This window comes from Balneicella halophila, assembly GCF_003096835.1.
Lineage (GTDB): Bacteria > Bacteroidota > Bacteroidia > Bacteroidales > Balneicellaceae > Balneicella > Balneicella halophila.
On the sequence record NZ_QENZ01000004.1, the window covers coordinates 451509 to 467887 of the forward strand.

Here is a 16379-nt window from a genome sequence, read left to right on the forward strand (position 1 = left end):
CTAATGCTTTTGAAAGGCAAACATATAAGTCTGAGAGCTCTAGAGCCTAATGACATAGATTTGCTCTATGCTTTAGAAAATAACACCATGCTTTGGGAATTAAGCAATACTAAAGCACCGTTTTCTAAACATATATTGCAAAAATATATAGAGATTTCGCACTTAGACATCTATGAAACGAAACAATTGCGATTGGTTATTCAAACAGATGCTGGAAATCCTATAGGTTTGATTGATTTGTTCGATTTTGATCCCTATCACCTTCGTGCAGGGGTGGGGGTGTTTATTGACAAGAAATACGAAGGAAATGGTTATTCCTCAAAAGCAATACAATTATTAAAAGAATATGCTTTACAGTCGTTAGGCATGCATCAACTTTATGCAAACATCTTAGCTACAAATGAAAAAAGCCTTGCTCTTTTTCAAAAGCAAGGCTTTACTATTGCAGGCTCCAAAAAAGATTGGATAAAAACTTTTGAAGGCTGGCAGGATGAATACCTCCTTCAATGTTTCTTATAGTTTTCTGCCTGGATATACTTTCAATGCTTCCTCAAGTACCTTCATAGCTTTTTCGAGGTCTTCATTTTTAAGCACATAAGCAATTCTCACTTCATTCTGTCCTAAACCTTCTGTGGCATAGAATCCGCTAGCAGGGGCTACCATTACAGTTTGTCCTTCGTAAGAAAAGTCTTCTAACAGCCATTGTGCAAAACGGTCACTGTTGTCAATAGGCAGTTTTACTACTGTATAGAATGCTCCTTTAGGTTCTGGGCAATATACTCCCTCCATTTTATTTAAAGCACTCACCATGAAGTCTCTACGAGAAATATATTCATTATAGACCTCGTCGAAATATTCTTTTGGTGTGTCCAACGAAGCCTCTGCGGCTACCTGTCCTAAGCCAGGAGGACATAAGCGAGCTTGTCCAAATTTCAATGCCGTTTTAATCACTTCCTTATTTCGAGTGACTAATGCACCAATTCTGATGCCACATTCACTGTATCTTTTTGATACAGAGTCGAACAAAATCACATGATTCTCAAGCCCTTCTAATTGCATGGCAGAGAAGTGTGTGTGTCCGCCATAGCAGAACTCACGGTACACTTCATCAGAGAAAAGATAGAGATTATGCTTTAATACTAGTTCTTTTAATTGTTGCAGTTCTTCCTTGCTGTATAAATATCCGGTAGGATTATTAGGATTACAAATAACTATTGCACGTGTTTTAGGCGTGATTAACTTATCAAATTCTTCGATTGGAGGTAAGGCAAAATCATTCTCTATGGTAGAGGTGATAGGTACTACTTTTACACCTGCAGCTGTAGCAAATCCATTATAGTTTGCGTAGAAAGGCTCAGGGATAATAATCTCATCGCCTTCATCACAGCAAGTGTTTAAGGCAAAAAGAATAGCCTCTGATCCGCCGGTAGTTATTAAGATATCGTCTGAAGTTACAGGGATATCAATATTATTATAATATTTCGCTAGTTTTTCGCGATAGCTTACATTCCCGGCTGAGTGACTATATTCTATCGTTGTTTCATCATAATTCCTGATAGCATCTAGGGCAACTTCAGGAGTTTTAATGTCTGGTTGACCGATATTTAGATGATAAACGGTTGTTCCTCTTTTTTTAGCAGCTTCTGCATAAGGAACTAATTTTCGAATTGGTGATTCGGGCATATTGATGCCTTTTTGCGATATTTTCAACATGTTTATTTTATTTATAGTGTTTGAAACAAATTTACTTATATTATTTAAATATTATGTTTTCCAACTGTCCATCCGGAAACTTTCTATTCATATGTTGTATTATTTTGTCTTTAAGCAAGATAAGCTCTTGTTTTATAATAGGAGAATCTAAGTGTACAAATAGTTTTCGTTCTTTGATGTATATTTTTCGGGTAGCATTCGTTACCGTAACACCAAGCATCTGCTTCCACTCTGCATAAATAAGATGCTGGTAATTGTCACCTTGTTTGGCATAATCTTCCATTATCTTTTTAACGAGTGTATCTATCTTTTCAGTCTTCGTCCTACGCATAGCTTGTTATTTTACCATTTTCAACTTTAAATAGCGAACTTTCCGTATCTAAATCCAATTCTTCCAGCATTGCATCGATGTGTCCTTTATCAGTATCTGTAATAAAGATCTGACCAAAATGAATCTCAGAAACTAAATTAATGATTTGTTGCACTCTCTGTGTGTCTAATTTATCAAAGATATCATCCAATAGCAAAATGGGACGTTTGCCAGAGATTTCTTTTATAAAATCAAATTGTGCTAGCTTTAAAGCAATTAAATAAGATTTTTTTTGACCTTGCGAACCTTCCTTTCTAATAGGATACCCTGAAAGAATAAATTCTAAATTATCTCGATGAATTCCTACGGAAGTATGTTTTAAAACCAAGTCTTTGGTTAAGTTATGCTTTGTGAGTTCTATGAAATCTCCGGCATTCATTTGCGAGGAGTATTCAATACTTACCGGCTCTTTATTAGCACTGATTTTATTATAATATTCCTGGAAAATAGGAGTGATTTTTTCAACAAACTCAAGTCTTTTCTCATAAATATAGTTGGCTATACCTGCCATTTGTTCACTGAGAACAAGAAGGAGATCTTCTTGGGGTTGGTGCTTTAATAACTTGTTGCGTTGTTGTAGCAGGTTATTGTAATTAACCAATTTTTGAAGATAGACCTTATCATATTGAGATATGATACTGTCAATGAACTTCCTACGTTCTTCATTTCCACCAATAATAATGCTAATGTCTGCAGGTGCTATCATTACTAAAGGTAGCAAACCGATATGCTCAGAAAATCGTTTATAATCTTTATTATTACGTTTAAACGTTTTTTTTGATTGACGTTTTACTCCACAATGAATGTGTTCCGTATTTCCTTGTACTTCATATTCAGCCTTTAGCATCATCGTTTCCTCGTCATGCTTTATATTATTTGCATCGGATGATGAATAGTTGCTTTTACAAAAAGAGAGGTAAAATATGGCATCAAGAAGGTTTGTTTTTCCTTCACCATTTTTACCAATGAAGCAGTTTAATCTATTAGAGAACTTTAGATTTTCTTCTGCAATATTTTTATAATTTAATATTGAAATATTTTGTAAAATCATGCTCGCAATATAAGTAAAAAAAAGGACGCCACATTGGGCGTCCTTTTAGAAAAAATATGTTTTATAAGATTATTTTAATCTTATTCTTACTTCTGCACGTCTGTTATTAGCTCTACCTTCAGAAGTTTCGTTAGTGTCAACTGGAGAATTTTCACCATAACCTACAGTGTTAATTCTATTTTCATCAACACCCTTCTTCACTAAGTACTTCTTCACTGCTCTTGCACGCAATTCAGAAATTCTTTGGTTTACAGGATCAGTACCAATCCAGTCTGTGTGACCTGAGATGTTAGCTGTAAGAGTTGTGTCTTCCATCATCTTAGCAGCAACTTCATTTAATGTTTCGATATCTACTCTTCTGATATTCCACTTGTTGAAGTTGAAATGTACAACTCTGTCATAATATACTGGAGCCTCTTCTACTTTTGGACAACCGTTATTTTCTTTAACACCTGCTTCGTTAGGACATTTGTCTAAGTAATCAGGAATTCCGTCGCCGTCAGTATCTACTGGACATCCTTTGCTATCAACTTTAACTCCTTTTGGAGTGTCAGGACATTCGTCTTTAGAATCAATTACACCGTCGCCGTCAGTATCTGGACAACCATTGAGTTGAGCTAATCCTGCTACATCTGGACAATCATCATCCTTGTCTGCTACACCGTCACCATCTCTATCTGGGCAACCATCAACAGTTCCTGGTTCGTTAGGACACTTATCTAAGTAATCAGGTACACCGTCACCATCAGTATCGATAGGACAACCATCTTCGTCAACTGCTACACCAGCTGGTGTGTTTGGACATTTATCTTTTCTATCTGATACACCGTCACCGTCAGCATCTTTCTTTTTACCTAAGTTGTAAGTGAAACCAACTGAATATTGTAAGAACATATCATCACTTTCACCTGCATCTCCACCTTTATCATTCATATCAGCAGTCCAACCTGGAGCAGTACCTGCATCCACACCGTCATATACGTCAGTCATTGGGTTGATAACATTGGCTTCTAAAACCATATTGAAGCGCTCACCTAAACGGAAATTAAAACCACCACCATAGTTCAAAGCCATATTTGAATATGTCTTGCTTTGACCATAAATACGCTTGTGGTCAACATCCATATATGTCATACCAACACCACCATTAATAAATGGTCCAACAACAGCATCTTCTCTAAATAACCAGCCATTGTTAAGCTTCATTTTCAAATTCAATGATGCATTCATAAAATCTCCATCAAATCCCCAACTTCTGTTAGAACCTAATAAGTCAGCATAACCGCCATTACCTACACCATAAGTTCCGTTATCATCAGTGTAATCTACCTGAGCATAACCAAAGCGAGCATTTAAGTCAAAAGTAGGAGATAAGTAGTAACCTACATTTAACATTACTCCAGGATCAAAATCATCAAATTTTAAGAACCCATTACCAAGGTCTCCTTGGTACTCAGTCTGAGTCAAATGCAAACCAATGTTCCATTTGTTGTCCTCTGTTTGTGCAAATACGCTACTACTTAAAAATAAGATAGAAGCAAATATTGCCAAAAATCTTAAGCTGTAATTTTTCATAATAATGTAATTAAAAAGTTTATTTTCAAAATCTTTCAATAAGTATGCGAGCAAATACCTTGCCAATCTCAACTTTGTCAATGTCAATCATATAAAGTATTTCAGCTCTATTTATAGTAATACAAATGTACTACAAAAAAATGAAATTTAGTATCTTTCACCATTGATTATCTATTTTTATTTAAAATAATGAAACAATGGCTTCTGCAAAACTTGAGTATTTGAAGCTAAACTTCTGATTAAGTAGTCTTTTAGGAAAAATCCTTGTACCTTCTAATAGTAAATTAGCTCTTTCCCCTAATATAAGTTTTAGTATAGATTTTGGAATATTAGGAAGCCATAGTGGTCTGTTTAGGTATTTTGCCAGCTGTTTGGTTATTTTTTTGTTTGTGATGGAGTCAGGTGATGTAGCATTGTAGGTTCCATGCATGCTTGAGTTTTCAATGCATTTTAGATAGATATTGACTAAGTCGTCTATATGAATCCATGGCATATATTGTTGCCCATTCCCCAAATTTGCTCCCACTCCCCATTTTATAGGTTTAGTTATTTGAGGCAGTGCACCTCCTTTATTACTCAGGACAACTCCAGTTCTGATAGTCGCTGTTCGTGCACCAATAGTTTGGAACTGCTTTGCTTTTTTCTCCCATTCAATACACACCTTTGCTAAAAAATCATTTCCAGGAGGTGAATCCTCTGTGAGTACCTTGTCTGAGGTAAAAGTTCCATAATATCCTATTGCTGATGCTGAAATGAATGTCTTTAATGGGATATTATATTTAGTTACAGAATCAAAAAGTAATTGTGAAGTTTCGATACGGCTGTCTGCAATAAGCTTTTTGTATGTCTCACTCCATCGATTTGCAGAAATATTAGCTCCCGAAAGGTGAACAATAGCATCGACACCCTTGAAAGCTTCCTTGTCAATATATGCTTTTTTCAAATCCCACTGATAAACATCTACATCTTTTCGTGACTTATTACTTCTGCTTATCCAATTGACTTTATAACCTTTTTCAATGAGTTTCTCTGTAAGAGCTGTTCCTACAAGCCCACTTCCGCCAGTGATTAATATTTTCATAATAAATACTGCTTTTCAGATTAAATATTTGTTCAATATACATAAAAAAAAACTATCTTTGTCTTTTGATGAAAAAGAAAATAATAAAACGAGATAAGTTATAGATTTTAAAGGAGCCGACAGCATTGCTGTTGGCTCCTTTTTTTATATCCTCACTAAATTAAAGCAAACAATCAAACTTATAGATGTATGAATAACAAAAGCTTTGTATCAATTAATGATTATTCAAAGGACGAAATCCTAGAATTAATGAATACCGCTTCAAAATTTGAAGAAAATCCTAATCAGAACTTGCTGAAAGACAAAGTAGTGGCATCGGTTTTTTTTGAGCCATCAACCAGAACACGTTTGAGCTTCGAAACGGCTATAAATAGACTTGGTGGACGAGTTATTGGTTTTACTGATGCTTCATCCTCTAGTGTTACTAAAGGGGAGTCGTTGAAAGACACGATAAAGATGCTGAGCAACTATGCTGACCTAATTGTAATGCGTCACCCACTTGAAGGAGCGGCACGTTATGCTTCGGAGATTTCTGACGTACCTGTAATCAATGCTGGTGATGGTGCCAATCAACACCCTACGCAAACAATGCTTGACTTATATTCTATATATAAAACACAGGGCAGTTTAGATGATTTAAACATCTTCATGGTTGGGGATTTAAAGTACGGAAGAACTGTTCATTCTCTATTGATGGCAATGGCAGATTTTAATCCAACTTTTAATTTCATATCACCTGAATCTTTGAAAATGCCAAGAGCTTACACATCCTATTTAATGGAGCGAGGAATCCCGTACTATGAACATCTAGAATTTACTGACATTTTGGAGAGGGCGGATGTGTTGTATATGACCCGTGTACAAAAAGAACGTTTTGCTGACGTAATAGAATACGAAAAAGTAAAAAATGTATATGTACTTCGTAACGCTATGCTGGAAGGAACAAAATCGAATTTGAAAGTGCTACATCCCTTACCAAGGGTTAATGAAATCGCATTGGATGTTGATGAAAATGAAAAGGCGTACTATTTTGAACAAGCACTGAATGGTGTATATGCACGCCAAGCTATTATTTCTAAAGTAATGGATTTGTAAGAAAGGGGAATATTATATTATAAAAATAGGAAAAATGAAAAAGGAACTACAAGTAAGCGCAATAAAAAACGGAACTGTAATAGATCATATACCTCCTCACTTATTATTTAAGGTGATAAAATTATTGGAGCTAGAAAAAATCAAGACTGCTATAACTATTGGTAACAATTATACTAGCAATAAGTTGGGAGTTAAAGCAATTATCAAGATTGAAGAAAAGTATTTTGAAGATAACGAAATAAATAAAATAGCTTTGATAATTCCTAATGTAAAATTGAGTATTATTAAAAACTATGAAGTGGTTGATAAAAAAGTTATTGAAGTGCCTGATAAAGTTGTAGGGTTGGTAGAGTGTATGAATCCGAAATGCATTACAAATCATGAAGATATTGTGACTAGATTTAAAGTAACTGACAAGAAAGAAATAGACCTAAAATGCTTATATTGTGAAAAAATTACCGATTATAATAATATAGAAATTCGTAAGTAATTATATGAATACCGATGAGAAACAATTGAATTCACTGATTGATGATATTTTAAATCATTCTGGTAGAGGAGGTAAAATAAATCAATTGTTACAAAATTTAGTAGAGGCGGTCAATGATCAGCCTCTATTACTTTGGGATAGTAAAAAAATAGAAGCACTTTCACAAGTAGCACTTCGCGTATTATTTTTAGATTGTATTGATGATGAAGATGAAGAAATTCAATGGGCACATAAAACCTTTGCTTATATAACACAAGCATTGGTGAGTGGACGAGAAAAAGGGAAAGAGGATAGTGAGCTTTTTCACATCTTAAGAAGCAGAGTCATTTTATTACATTCACATGATGATTTTTTCATTGATACCCTAGATTATTTCTTCTTTCATGATACACCTATCCAAAAAGATACAGATAGATATGACCGACGAGCATTTATTTTAAGACGTATTGCTGCGATGCAAACACAAGATCTGCGAACGCTTGAATCATACAACAATGAATTGTATCAAGATGAATATTTGCTTGAAGCAGAACAGACACTTTCGGATAAATATCAATTTTCTGAGGAAGAATTAGTTGAAGCACAATTATTATCTGATACTTTATTTAAATATATTTGGCATCAAAATAAATAGCGATAAAAGCTTGATTAATAAAACAAAGAGAAAATTGATATGGAAAAGTATGATGTAGCTGTCATAGGAAGCGGACCGGGAGGGTTTTCTGCAGCCATGCGTGCCATTGACTTTGGGAAAAAAGTGTGCCTAATAGAAGCAGGACATTTAGGCGGTGCTGGAATTATGAATGGAGCACTTACTTCTAAAGCCATGTGGGAATTGTCAAAAGATTACTCGATGGCAGCACGTGTAGATAGAGGATACCGTTCATCGGGACTCTCTGTTAGCTACAAGGAAGTGCTTTCTTCTGTGAAACAGGCTGCTAAGCAAGCAAGACTACAGATGTTGTCACAAATAGAGACATTCTCAGAGCCTAAAAATGAAGCCGGAGGTACTGTAGTTCTAAAATACGGACACGCTCGTTTCGTAGATAAACATACCTTATCAATTACGCATAATGAAGAGGAAGAACTTATACAAGCTACGAATATTGTTATAGCTACAGGCTCACGTCCTCGTAGTTTGCCAGGAGTGGAGATTGATCATAAAAATATCATTACCTCTGATGATATTATGAAACTAAAGGATTTTCCCGAAAAGATGCTTATCATCGGTTCAGGTATTATTGGTTGTGAATTTGCAACGATATTTTCAAATTACGGTCAAACGGAAGTTCATTTGTTAGATAGACAAAAACGAGTAATTCCTTTTGAAGACGATGATATTAGTAAAGCAATATCCAACAGTTTGGAAAATAATGGAGTTATTATTCACCATACTGCATCATTAGGAACTATTCGTAAAAAGAAAGATTACCTGGAAGTCGTTCTGGACTTTGAGGATGGTCATTGCGATGTTTTAGAAGTTGATATTGCATTAATTTCTATTGGTCGTCAGCCTAATTCAGATGATTTAGGTCTTGAAAATGTGGGTATAAAACCTACGGAGAGGGGAGAATTGGACATTACAAGACATTGTGCTTTAGATGATTTTAAGAATTGCCACATCTTTGCGGTAGGTGACGTTTCCGTAGAAGGGCTGAAATTGTACAATGCAGCAGAATTGCAAGGGCGTCACGTTATAGAAGCACTATATTCTGACGAGAAAATGCCGTTGGATTATTCTAATATGGCAACATTAATGTTTTTCCGTCCTTTAGTAGCAAGTGTCGGCTTAAATGAGAAAATGTGCCAAGAACGTGGCATAGCTTATCGCGTTGCAACTTATTCCAATGAGTTAGTAAACAGATCAATTGCGATGAGGAGTAAAGGCGGATTTGTCAAAATTTTAGTAAGTGATGACGGTAATGATCGTATTCTCGGAATGCGAGCTATTGGACCCCAAGCCTCATCTTTTATTACCTCAATTGCTTATCTTATTAATCAATACAGCTCGTTGAAAGATGCTAACCAAGGCATCTATCCTCACCCCAGTATTACGGAGGGAATACAGGAATGCTTACGTGTTTTTGAGAATAAATCTGTGCTAAAGCCAGAAGCATTCCCTCATTTAATCAGCTATAGAACTTGGAAGCCTAGCAAGTAATTTGTTTCATATTTTATGTGTATTTTTGAAGCTAGAGATTTCTTTTTAGATAAAAATTACATAATCAATGAATTGGGACAGACTTCAAGAAAAATTATCTATATTATCCGATGCTGCAAAGTATGATGTGTCTTGCTCATCAAGTGGAAGTAAGCGTACTAATAAAGGAGGCTTAGGTAATGCTAGTTTTTCAGGTATCTGTCATACTTATACGCCTGATGGGCGTTGTGTTTCTTTGCTCAAAATCCTTTTGACGAATCATTGTATTTATGATTGTTTGTATTGCGTATCTCGCAAAAGTAATGCTGAGGTAAAACGAACAGCCTTTAGCGTAGGTGAAGTCGTAAGCCTTACGATGAATTTTTACCGCAGGAATTATATAGAAGGCTTGTTTTTAAGCTCCGGAGTGATGAAAAGCCCTGACTATACCATGGAGCGATTGACAAAAATCGCAAAGAAACTCCGTGAAGAGGAACGCTTTCATGGCTATATTCATTTAAAAACAATACCCGGAGCAAGTCCCGAACTTATTCACGAAGCTGGTTTATACGCTGACAGACTGAGTGTAAACATAGAGTTACCTACGCAAAAAGGTTTGGAATTATTAGCTCCTGATAAGAATCATAAGGAGATGGTGAAACCTATGGATGAAATAAAACAAGGTATTGTTCAGTACAAAGACGATAAAAAAAATAAGTTGGTAAAATCTATGAAATTTGCACCTGCAGGACAATCATCGCAAATGATAATTGGAGCAACTCAAGAATCGGATCTTGATATTGTGAAGACAGCAACAGCTTTGTATAAGAAGTTTGACTTGAAAAGAGTTTATTATTCTGGCTATGTCCCTGTTCTTAGTGACGAGAAGCTTCCTGCTTTGAACACATCCGTACCTTTAGTTCGAGAAAATAGATTGTATCAGACGGATTGGTTGATGCGTTTTTATGAGTTTGAACCTTATGAGATTGTAAATGCTGATTTTCCAAACTTAGATTTGGAAATTGATCCTAAATTGGCTTGGGCTTTGCGAAATAGAGAACATTTTCCGGTTGATGTTAATACTGCTGATTATCATATGATATTGCGTATCCCGGGAATTGGAGTGAGAGGAGCTAAGAAAATAATCGTAGCAAGAAGATATGGACGCCTGACTTATGAAAAACTACGTAAATTGGGCATTGCCATGAATAGAGCAAAATATTTTATCCATTGCGGTAAATATTATGTTTCTAATGATTATGATAGTCTGCAATTGCGTAACCTGATTTTACATTCTGGTAAAAGTAAATATACTAAGCAATTCGATGGTCAATTATCACTATTTTAGCTATGCTTACCATATTACGTTACAACGGGAATTTTGACGGATTTTTAGCAGCAATATTTGATGTTTACGATTTAAAGTTGCAAGATGCAATAATACGAAGAGAAGATGGAGAAGAAGTGGCGAATCTATTTGCACAAGAAATTTATTCCAGCTATGATGAGAAAAAGGCTGAACGGGTACAGTTGAGGTTGCAGAAGATTCTTGGAAAAAGAGGGCTCAGAGAGTTATGGATGAGTTTCTTAGGAGAGGAGAAAGGTATTGAGGATACTTTGCTTTCCGTGATTCGCTATGCCTTGAAAACTCAGAAAAATGTGCTGGGAGATTATGGACATCCTGATGTGTTACATTTAAGAGATACATTAAAAAAAATCGGTCGCGAATCTCATAGGATGAAAGCATTCGTTCGTTTTAAATTAGGAGATGATGGTATTTACTATTCACTTATTGAACCAGATTTTGATGTATTACCTTTATTGGAATATCATTTTAAAACTCGCTTTGCTGATCAACGGTGGCTTATTTATGATTTGAAGAGGAAATATGGTATTTATTATGACTTGAAAGAAGTTCAAATTGTAAATATAAGCGAGAGTGAATCTAAAAATGGTTTAGCACTTCGAGAAATTCGTTTTGATGATGATGAGTTACATTTTCAGCGGCTATGGAAAAGTTACTTTACGCATACAACTATTGAATCGCGACTCAATAAGAAACTACATCTACAATTGCTACCTCGCAGATATTGGAAATATTTAAGTGAGAAAAATCCATTGTTATGAGAATATGGTCATTACATCCGAAATATCTAGACGCAAAAGGTTTAGTTGCGCTGTGGAGAGAAACACTATTGGCAAAAAATGTTTTGGAAAATAAAACAAAAGGATATAGAAATCACCCTCAGTTATTAAGATTTAAAGCAACTGAAAAGCCTGTGGCTACCATCAACTTCTATTTGTCAGTCATTTATGAAGAAGCAAATATTCGTGGTTATCGTTTTAATAAAGAGAAGATTGGGGCATTTAAAGAGGTAGAGAAAATTGCTGTGACCAGTGGGCAATTAAACTATGAAAAGGAGCATTTATTAAGAAAATTGGATCAACGTGATTATGCGAAATACAAGCAGTTCAAAGACCTTGATCTGTTTGAAGTTCATCCGCTATTTTATATAGTTTCTGGAGAAATCGAAAGTTGGGAAAAGATTAGTTGATGTACATCCAATATATAATACCCACTGTAGCAAACATATAGAGCACTGTAAGCGGAAGTCCTACTTTGAAAAAATCTCTAAAAGTATAGTTTCCCGGACCATAAACCATTAGGTTTGTTTGGTAACCTATCGGAGTAATAAAATTAGCCGCCGCGGCATAAGAAACTAAAAGTACAAAAGGTTTAGGGTCATATCCTAACTGTATTGCCATAGAGATAGCAATAGGGAAAGATACCGCTACCGCAGCTTTGTTCGTTATATAAGCTCCTAATAAACTGGTAAGTATATAGAGAGCAAACAAAAATCCTAAAGTTCCTAATGGACTAAACACGTAGATAATTCCATCAGCAATGAGTTGAGAAACTCCGGTTTTTAACATGGCTGTACCAAATGCTAAGGCTAAAATAATGGTGAGACCTAAATTGAAATCAATTTTTGCAACGATATCTTTAGGATTTGAGATTTTAGTTAAGAAACCCACAATAAGCATCACTGCTAATGAAGTAAAAATAGGGACTATATGCAGTGCAGAAAGTGCAACAGCTACTAAAATCCCAATGATAAGAAGCCAAGTGACGTGGGGCAGTTGCTTCTTAATCTCTGAAGTTTTTGAGATCATATAGATGTTGTTATCATTATTTGTCCGTTCTTCAAACAGGTCATCGGATATCAACAGCAATACGTCGCCAGCCTTTAATTTTTGATTGCGAATTTTTCCTTTGAGTAATTCCCCATTTCGGTGGATTGCTATCAGCGAAGCGTTGTATCTCGCACGAAAATTGATTTCCCGACTATCTTTTGAAATAAGGTTAGAGTTATGAGAAACAACAACCTCTATCATTCTGGAATCTTTGCTGTAAGTTAGTTTATTCGCTTCAGGAAATACCAAATCTTTTCTTTGGTTTAGAAGTTCAGTGACCATTTCTGTATCGCCGGTAAAAAATAAACTGTCATTGGCCTCAAAAACCATATTGGATTGTATAGATATTTTCACATCGTTACGATATACAGCAAATAAGAACAGTCCTTTTACATCAATAAATCCTAATTCTTTCAGTGTTTTACCTATAAAACTGGAATTCTTAGGTATAACGCCTTCAACGATATATTGTCGATTGTTAAGTGATGCATTGAGTAAACTTTCATGGTTTGGCAATAACTTGTCTCCTACAAACACTAAGTATATGATACCAATAATTAACATGGGTAAACCAACATAGATAAAATCAAACATATTGAGTTGCTGACCCGTATATTCCTCATACATTCCATTGACAATTAAGTTTGTAGAAGTACCGATAAGGGTAAGCCCGCCACCCAAAATAGCCGCATAGGAGAGTGGAATCAAAAGCTTGGAAGGAGAGGTATTATTGCGTTTGCTCCAATTATTTACGTAGGGCATCATTACAGCTACAAGAGGCGTATTGTTAAAAAATGCTGAAAAAACGCCGACCATACTCATCATCTGGAAAGAAAATACATGACGGTTGTTAGTTTTTGTAAAGAGTCTGTCAAAGATATTTTCTATCAAACCCACTTGGCGGATGATGTCACCAATTAGTAGAAGCATAATGATGACAATGACTTGTTCGTTAGCCGCTCCAGAGAGCACCTCTGAAGGACTGAGGACGCCACAAACTGCCAAGAAAATAATAGCTATGAGAAATGTGAATGAAGCTCCGAACCAATCTCTATAAAAGGAGAAAAGCAGAAAAACCAATGCGATACAAACTTCGATGATGTGAATTGTATTCATAGACATTCCATTCAAAACCTCAAAGGTAATAATTAAAATATAATATGGAATCTGTTATCTTCTTAGATTATTCTTACCTTTACTGGAAAGAAAACCTTTGGAGTTATGTTAGAATTGATTAAAAGAGATACTTACTTGCAACCTTATCAAACTATTATTGAGCAAAGACATGATGCCTACTCTGAAACTAAGAAAAATCTAACTAAAGGAACGGGTGATTTGGCTTCTTTTGCTTTAGGATACTTATATTATGGAATGCATGAAGATGCTGAGAACTATATCTTTAGAGAATGGGCTCCAAATGCAACCGAAATATTCTTGAAAGGTGACTTCAATAATTGGGAAATTAAGAATGAATATCGTTTTGAAGCTATTGGAGACGGTAATTGGGAACTTAAAGTCCCTAAAAAACAGCTAAAACACAAACAACTTTACAAGTTGCAAATGGTATGGGATGGTGGAGAAGGTGAGCGATTACCTGCTTATGTCCGTCGTGTGGTGCAAAATGAAGACACAAAGGTTTTTGATGCTCAAATATGGATTGTTGATTCTTATAATTGGCAACATAAAACTCCTGATATTGAAAATCCTCCACTAATTTACGAAGCACATATAGGAATGGCTGGTGAGGAACCTAGAGTGAGTTCGTACAACGAGTTTCGAGAGAATGTTTTGCCTCGTATTAAAAAATTAGGATACAATACACTGCAACTCATGGCGATACAAGAGCATCCTTACTACGGATCTTTTGGTTACCATGTTTCTAACTTTTTTGCTTGTTCTTCTCGTTTTGGAACACCTGAGGACTTGAAAATGCTCATCGATGAAGCACACGGCATGGGAATACAAGTGATTATGGACATTGTACATTCACATGCTGTAAAGAATACCACTGAAGGCTTAGGCTTGTACGATGGCACTCCCTATCAATTTTTTCATGAAGGTGTGAGGAGAGAACACATAGCTTGGGATTCTTTGTGTTTTGATTATGGAAAAGACCAAGTGATTCACTTTCTGTTATCTAACGTACAATACTGGATGCAGGAATTTCATTTCGATGGATTTCGTTTTGATGGTGTAACGAGTATGCTGTATTTAGACCACGGTTTAGGACGTGATTTTACAGGTTATCACAGTTACTTCGATGGCGGGCAAGATGATGATGCAATTATCTATTTGAAATTAGCAAATGAACTGGTTCATGAAATCAATCCTAAAGCAATAACTATTGCTGAGGAGATGAGCGGTATGCCCGGATTAGCAAGTCCAATAGACGAAGGAGGTATAGGCTTTGATTATCGCATGGCGATGGGCGTACCTGATTTTTGGATTAAACTGATAAAAGAAGTTGCTGATGAAAATTGGCAAGTAGGGCATATTTTCTATGAATTAACGAACAAGCGTGCTGAGGAAAAAGTAATTTCTTATGCCGAATCTCACGACCAAGCTTTGGTGGGCGACAAGACGATTATTTTCCGATTGATAGATAAAGAAATGTATTATCATATGGATAGAGAAAACCAGAATTTACTGGTTGACCGCGGTATGGCATTACACAAAATCATTCGACTAATTACTTTAGCTACTGCTGGTGGCGGATACTTGAATTTTATGGGTAATGAATTTGGTCATCCTGAGTGGATTGATTTTCCAAGATATGGTAATGATTGGTCTTATAATCATGCACGTCGCCAATGGAGCTTAGCAGATGATGATTCACTTCGGTTCCAATTTTTGCAAAATTTTGATAATGCAATGATTCATTTAGTTAAAGAGCATCATACGCTACGAGAACCATTTGTTAATAAAATTTGGGATAATCAGGGAGATCAAGTATTGGCATTTATTAGAGGTAATTTACTTTTTGTATTTAATTTCAATCCTTTAAAATCATTTCCAGACTATGGAATGACTGTGCCTGCTGCACGTTATCAATTAATTCTATCTTCAGATGAAAAGAGGTTTGGCGGCTATGATTTGGTTGAGGTACAAAAAGAGTATGCGGTAGAAACGCCCGAAAAATTAACCAAAGGTGATTATCGGTTGAAAATATACATTCCCGCCCGCACTGCTTTAGTCTTTCAGATGAGAAAAAGTAAGAGCGTAGAGGATTTAGGTTAAGTCAAGATATAAAGAGAAGAGCTAACTCGAATTCGAGCTAGCACTTCAGTATTATTACAATGATAAACTAGATTACCATTTTTTGATTTCTTCAATTAATTCTTCTTTTGCTTTTCCGGTTTTCTTTTGTAAACGACCGAATAATTCATCTTCTTTACCTTCAATATAAGTTAAATCATCATCAGTAAGGTCAGCATATTGTTGCTTCAGTTTACCTTTAATTACGTTCCAATTTCCTTTTAAATTTAATTCGTTCATGACTTTAATTTTTAGAGGTTAATACTATGATTTTAATGCACAAAAACAATACCGAGTTCTATATTCTTCTGTTTAAATTACGTTTTAAGTTGTTAAAATTCTGAAAAAGAAAACGGCACCTCTAAAAAAGAGACGCCGTTTCAGCAAAATTTTGTTATGAAAAAAATAGTACTG

Annotated in this window: 16 protein-coding genes; 9 read left to right on the forward strand and 7 right to left on the reverse strand. The window is 35.4% G+C overall.

Annotated elements, in window-relative coordinates:
* The first annotated feature begins 3 nt into the window (after positions 1 to 3).
* Complete coding sequence (locus tag C7377_RS06940; protein ID WP_116496604.1) at positions 4 to 519, forward strand: GNAT family N-acetyltransferase; 516 nt, start codon at positions 4 to 6, stop codon at positions 517 to 519.
* On the opposite strand, the gene C7377_RS06945 is transcribed toward C7377_RS06940, so the two are convergent.
* The 5 genes from C7377_RS06945 to C7377_RS06965 all read right to left on the reverse strand — a co-directional run bounded on the left by C7377_RS06945 (position 514) and on the right by C7377_RS06965 (position 5790).
* Positions 514 to 1713 (reverse strand): pyridoxal phosphate-dependent aminotransferase, encoded by a 1200-nt coding sequence (locus tag C7377_RS06945; RefSeq protein WP_116496605.1) that lies wholly within the window; start codon positions 1711 to 1713, stop codon positions 514 to 516. The genes C7377_RS06940 and C7377_RS06945 overlap by 6 nt on opposite strands.
* Before the next feature lie 40 nt (positions 1714 to 1753).
* Positions 1754 to 2044 carry a DciA family protein gene (locus C7377_RS06950; RefSeq protein WP_116496606.1) on the reverse strand — a complete coding sequence of 97 codons (291 nt, stop codon included), beginning with the start codon at positions 2042 to 2044 and terminating at the stop codon, positions 1754 to 1756.
* Positions 2037 to 3134 (reverse strand): DNA replication/repair protein RecF, encoded by a 1098-nt coding sequence (recF, locus tag C7377_RS06955; protein ID WP_116496607.1) that lies wholly within the window; start codon positions 3132 to 3134, stop codon positions 2037 to 2039. Before recF ends, C7377_RS06950 begins: the two co-directional genes overlap by 8 nt.
* Positions 3135 to 3203: 69 nt before the next feature.
* Positions 3204 to 4709, reverse strand: a complete 1506-nt coding sequence (locus C7377_RS09795; RefSeq protein WP_133241470.1) for an OmpA family protein — start codon at positions 4707 to 4709, stop codon at positions 3204 to 3206.
* 181 nt (positions 4710 to 4890) lie between these two features.
* Entirely contained in the window at positions 4891 to 5790 is a 900-nt protein-coding gene (locus tag C7377_RS06965; RefSeq protein WP_116496609.1) for a TIGR01777 family oxidoreductase, read from the reverse strand.
* Positions 5791 to 5979: 189 nt separating this feature from the next.
* On the opposite strand from C7377_RS06965, the gene pyrB reads away from it, so the two are divergent.
* The 7 genes from pyrB (at position 5980) to C7377_RS07000 (ending at position 12070) form a co-directional block, all read left to right on the forward strand.
* Complete coding sequence (pyrB, locus tag C7377_RS06970; protein ID WP_116496610.1) at positions 5980 to 6885, forward strand: aspartate carbamoyltransferase; 906 nt, start codon at positions 5980 to 5982, stop codon at positions 6883 to 6885.
* Between the two features lie 34 nt (positions 6886 to 6919).
* On the forward strand, positions 6920 to 7375 hold the full coding sequence (locus tag C7377_RS06975) for an aspartate carbamoyltransferase regulatory subunit (RefSeq protein WP_116496611.1): 456 nt from the start codon (positions 6920 to 6922) through the stop codon (positions 7373 to 7375).
* A 4-nt stretch (positions 7376 to 7379) separates the two neighbouring features.
* Positions 7380 to 8009 (forward strand): hypothetical protein, encoded by a 630-nt coding sequence (locus C7377_RS06980; protein WP_116496612.1) that lies wholly within the window; start codon positions 7380 to 7382, stop codon positions 8007 to 8009.
* 39 nt (positions 8010 to 8048) lie between these two features.
* A complete protein-coding gene (locus tag C7377_RS06985) occupies positions 8049 to 9536 on the forward strand; it encodes a dihydrolipoyl dehydrogenase family protein (protein ID WP_116496613.1) in 1488 nt (495 codons plus the stop codon).
* 67 nt (positions 9537 to 9603) lie between these two features.
* Positions 9604 to 10863, forward strand: coding sequence for a putative DNA modification/repair radical SAM protein (locus tag C7377_RS06990; protein WP_116496614.1), 1260 nt, complete (start codon positions 9604 to 9606; stop codon positions 10861 to 10863).
* A gap of 2 nt (positions 10864 to 10865) precedes the next feature.
* Entirely contained in the window at positions 10866 to 11642 is a 777-nt protein-coding gene (locus C7377_RS06995) for a TIGR03915 family putative DNA repair protein (RefSeq protein WP_116496615.1), read from the forward strand.
* A complete protein-coding gene (locus C7377_RS07000) occupies positions 11639 to 12070 on the forward strand; it encodes a pyrimidine dimer DNA glycosylase/endonuclease V (RefSeq protein WP_116496616.1) in 432 nt (143 codons plus the stop codon). The genes C7377_RS06995 and C7377_RS07000 overlap by 4 nt, the downstream gene beginning before the upstream one ends.
* Here C7377_RS07000 and C7377_RS07005 read toward each other — a convergent pair.
* Positions 12063 to 13826, reverse strand: coding sequence for an SLC13 family permease (locus C7377_RS07005; RefSeq protein WP_207778440.1), 1764 nt, complete (start codon positions 13824 to 13826; stop codon positions 12063 to 12065). The two genes, C7377_RS07000 and C7377_RS07005, sit on opposite strands and share 8 nt — an antisense overlap.
* Positions 13827 to 13931: 105 nt before the next feature.
* Here C7377_RS07005 and C7377_RS07010 point away from each other — a divergent pair, with 105 nt between their 5' ends.
* Positions 13932 to 15947: an alpha amylase C-terminal domain-containing protein gene (locus C7377_RS07010; RefSeq protein ID WP_116496618.1), complete on the forward strand. Its 2016-nt coding sequence runs from the start codon at positions 13932 to 13934 to the stop codon at positions 15945 to 15947.
* 72 nt (positions 15948 to 16019) lie between these two features.
* Here the strand turns inward: C7377_RS07010 and C7377_RS07015 are convergent, their stop codons facing one another.
* Positions 16020 to 16205, reverse strand: coding sequence for a CsbD family protein (locus C7377_RS07015; RefSeq protein ID WP_116496619.1), 186 nt, complete (start codon positions 16203 to 16205; stop codon positions 16020 to 16022).
* Between the last annotated feature and the right edge of the window lie 174 nt (positions 16206 to 16379).

Coding starts and splice junctions, on each gene's coding strand:
- C7377_RS06940 (WP_116496604.1), top strand. CDS start 4: ATGCTTTTGAAAGGCAAACATATAAGTCTGAGAGCTCTAGAGCCTAAT.
- C7377_RS06945 (WP_116496605.1), bottom strand. CDS start 1,713: ATGTTGAAAATATCGCAAAAAGGCATCAATATGCCCGAATCACCAATT.
- C7377_RS06950 (WP_116496606.1), bottom strand. CDS start 2,044: ATGCGTAGGACGAAGACTGAAAAGATAGATACACTCGTTAAAAAGATA.
- recF (WP_116496607.1), bottom strand. CDS start 3,134: ATGATTTTACAAAATATTTCAATATTAAATTATAAAAATATTGCAGAA.
- C7377_RS09795 (WP_133241470.1), bottom strand. CDS start 4,709: ATGAAAAATTACAGCTTAAGATTTTTGGCAATATTTGCTTCTATCTTA.
- C7377_RS06965 (WP_116496609.1), bottom strand. CDS start 5,790: ATGAAAATATTAATCACTGGCGGAAGTGGGCTTGTAGGAACAGCTCTT.
- pyrB (WP_116496610.1), top strand. CDS start 5,980: ATGAATAACAAAAGCTTTGTATCAATTAATGATTATTCAAAGGACGAA.
- C7377_RS06975 (WP_116496611.1), top strand. CDS start 6,920: ATGAAAAAGGAACTACAAGTAAGCGCAATAAAAAACGGAACTGTAATA.
- C7377_RS06980 (WP_116496612.1), top strand. CDS start 7,380: ATGAATACCGATGAGAAACAATTGAATTCACTGATTGATGATATTTTA.
- C7377_RS06985 (WP_116496613.1), top strand. CDS start 8,049: ATGGAAAAGTATGATGTAGCTGTCATAGGAAGCGGACCGGGAGGGTTT.
- C7377_RS06990 (WP_116496614.1), top strand. CDS start 9,604: ATGAATTGGGACAGACTTCAAGAAAAATTATCTATATTATCCGATGCT.
- C7377_RS06995 (WP_116496615.1), top strand. CDS start 10,866: ATGCTTACCATATTACGTTACAACGGGAATTTTGACGGATTTTTAGCA.
- C7377_RS07000 (WP_116496616.1), top strand. CDS start 11,639: ATGAGAATATGGTCATTACATCCGAAATATCTAGACGCAAAAGGTTTA.
- C7377_RS07005 (WP_207778440.1), bottom strand. CDS start 13,826: ATGAATACAATTCACATCATCGAAGTTTGTATCGCATTGGTTTTTCTG.
- C7377_RS07010 (WP_116496618.1), top strand. CDS start 13,932: ATGTTAGAATTGATTAAAAGAGATACTTACTTGCAACCTTATCAAACT.
- C7377_RS07015 (WP_116496619.1), bottom strand. CDS start 16,205: ATGAACGAATTAAATTTAAAAGGAAATTGGAACGTAATTAAAGGTAAA.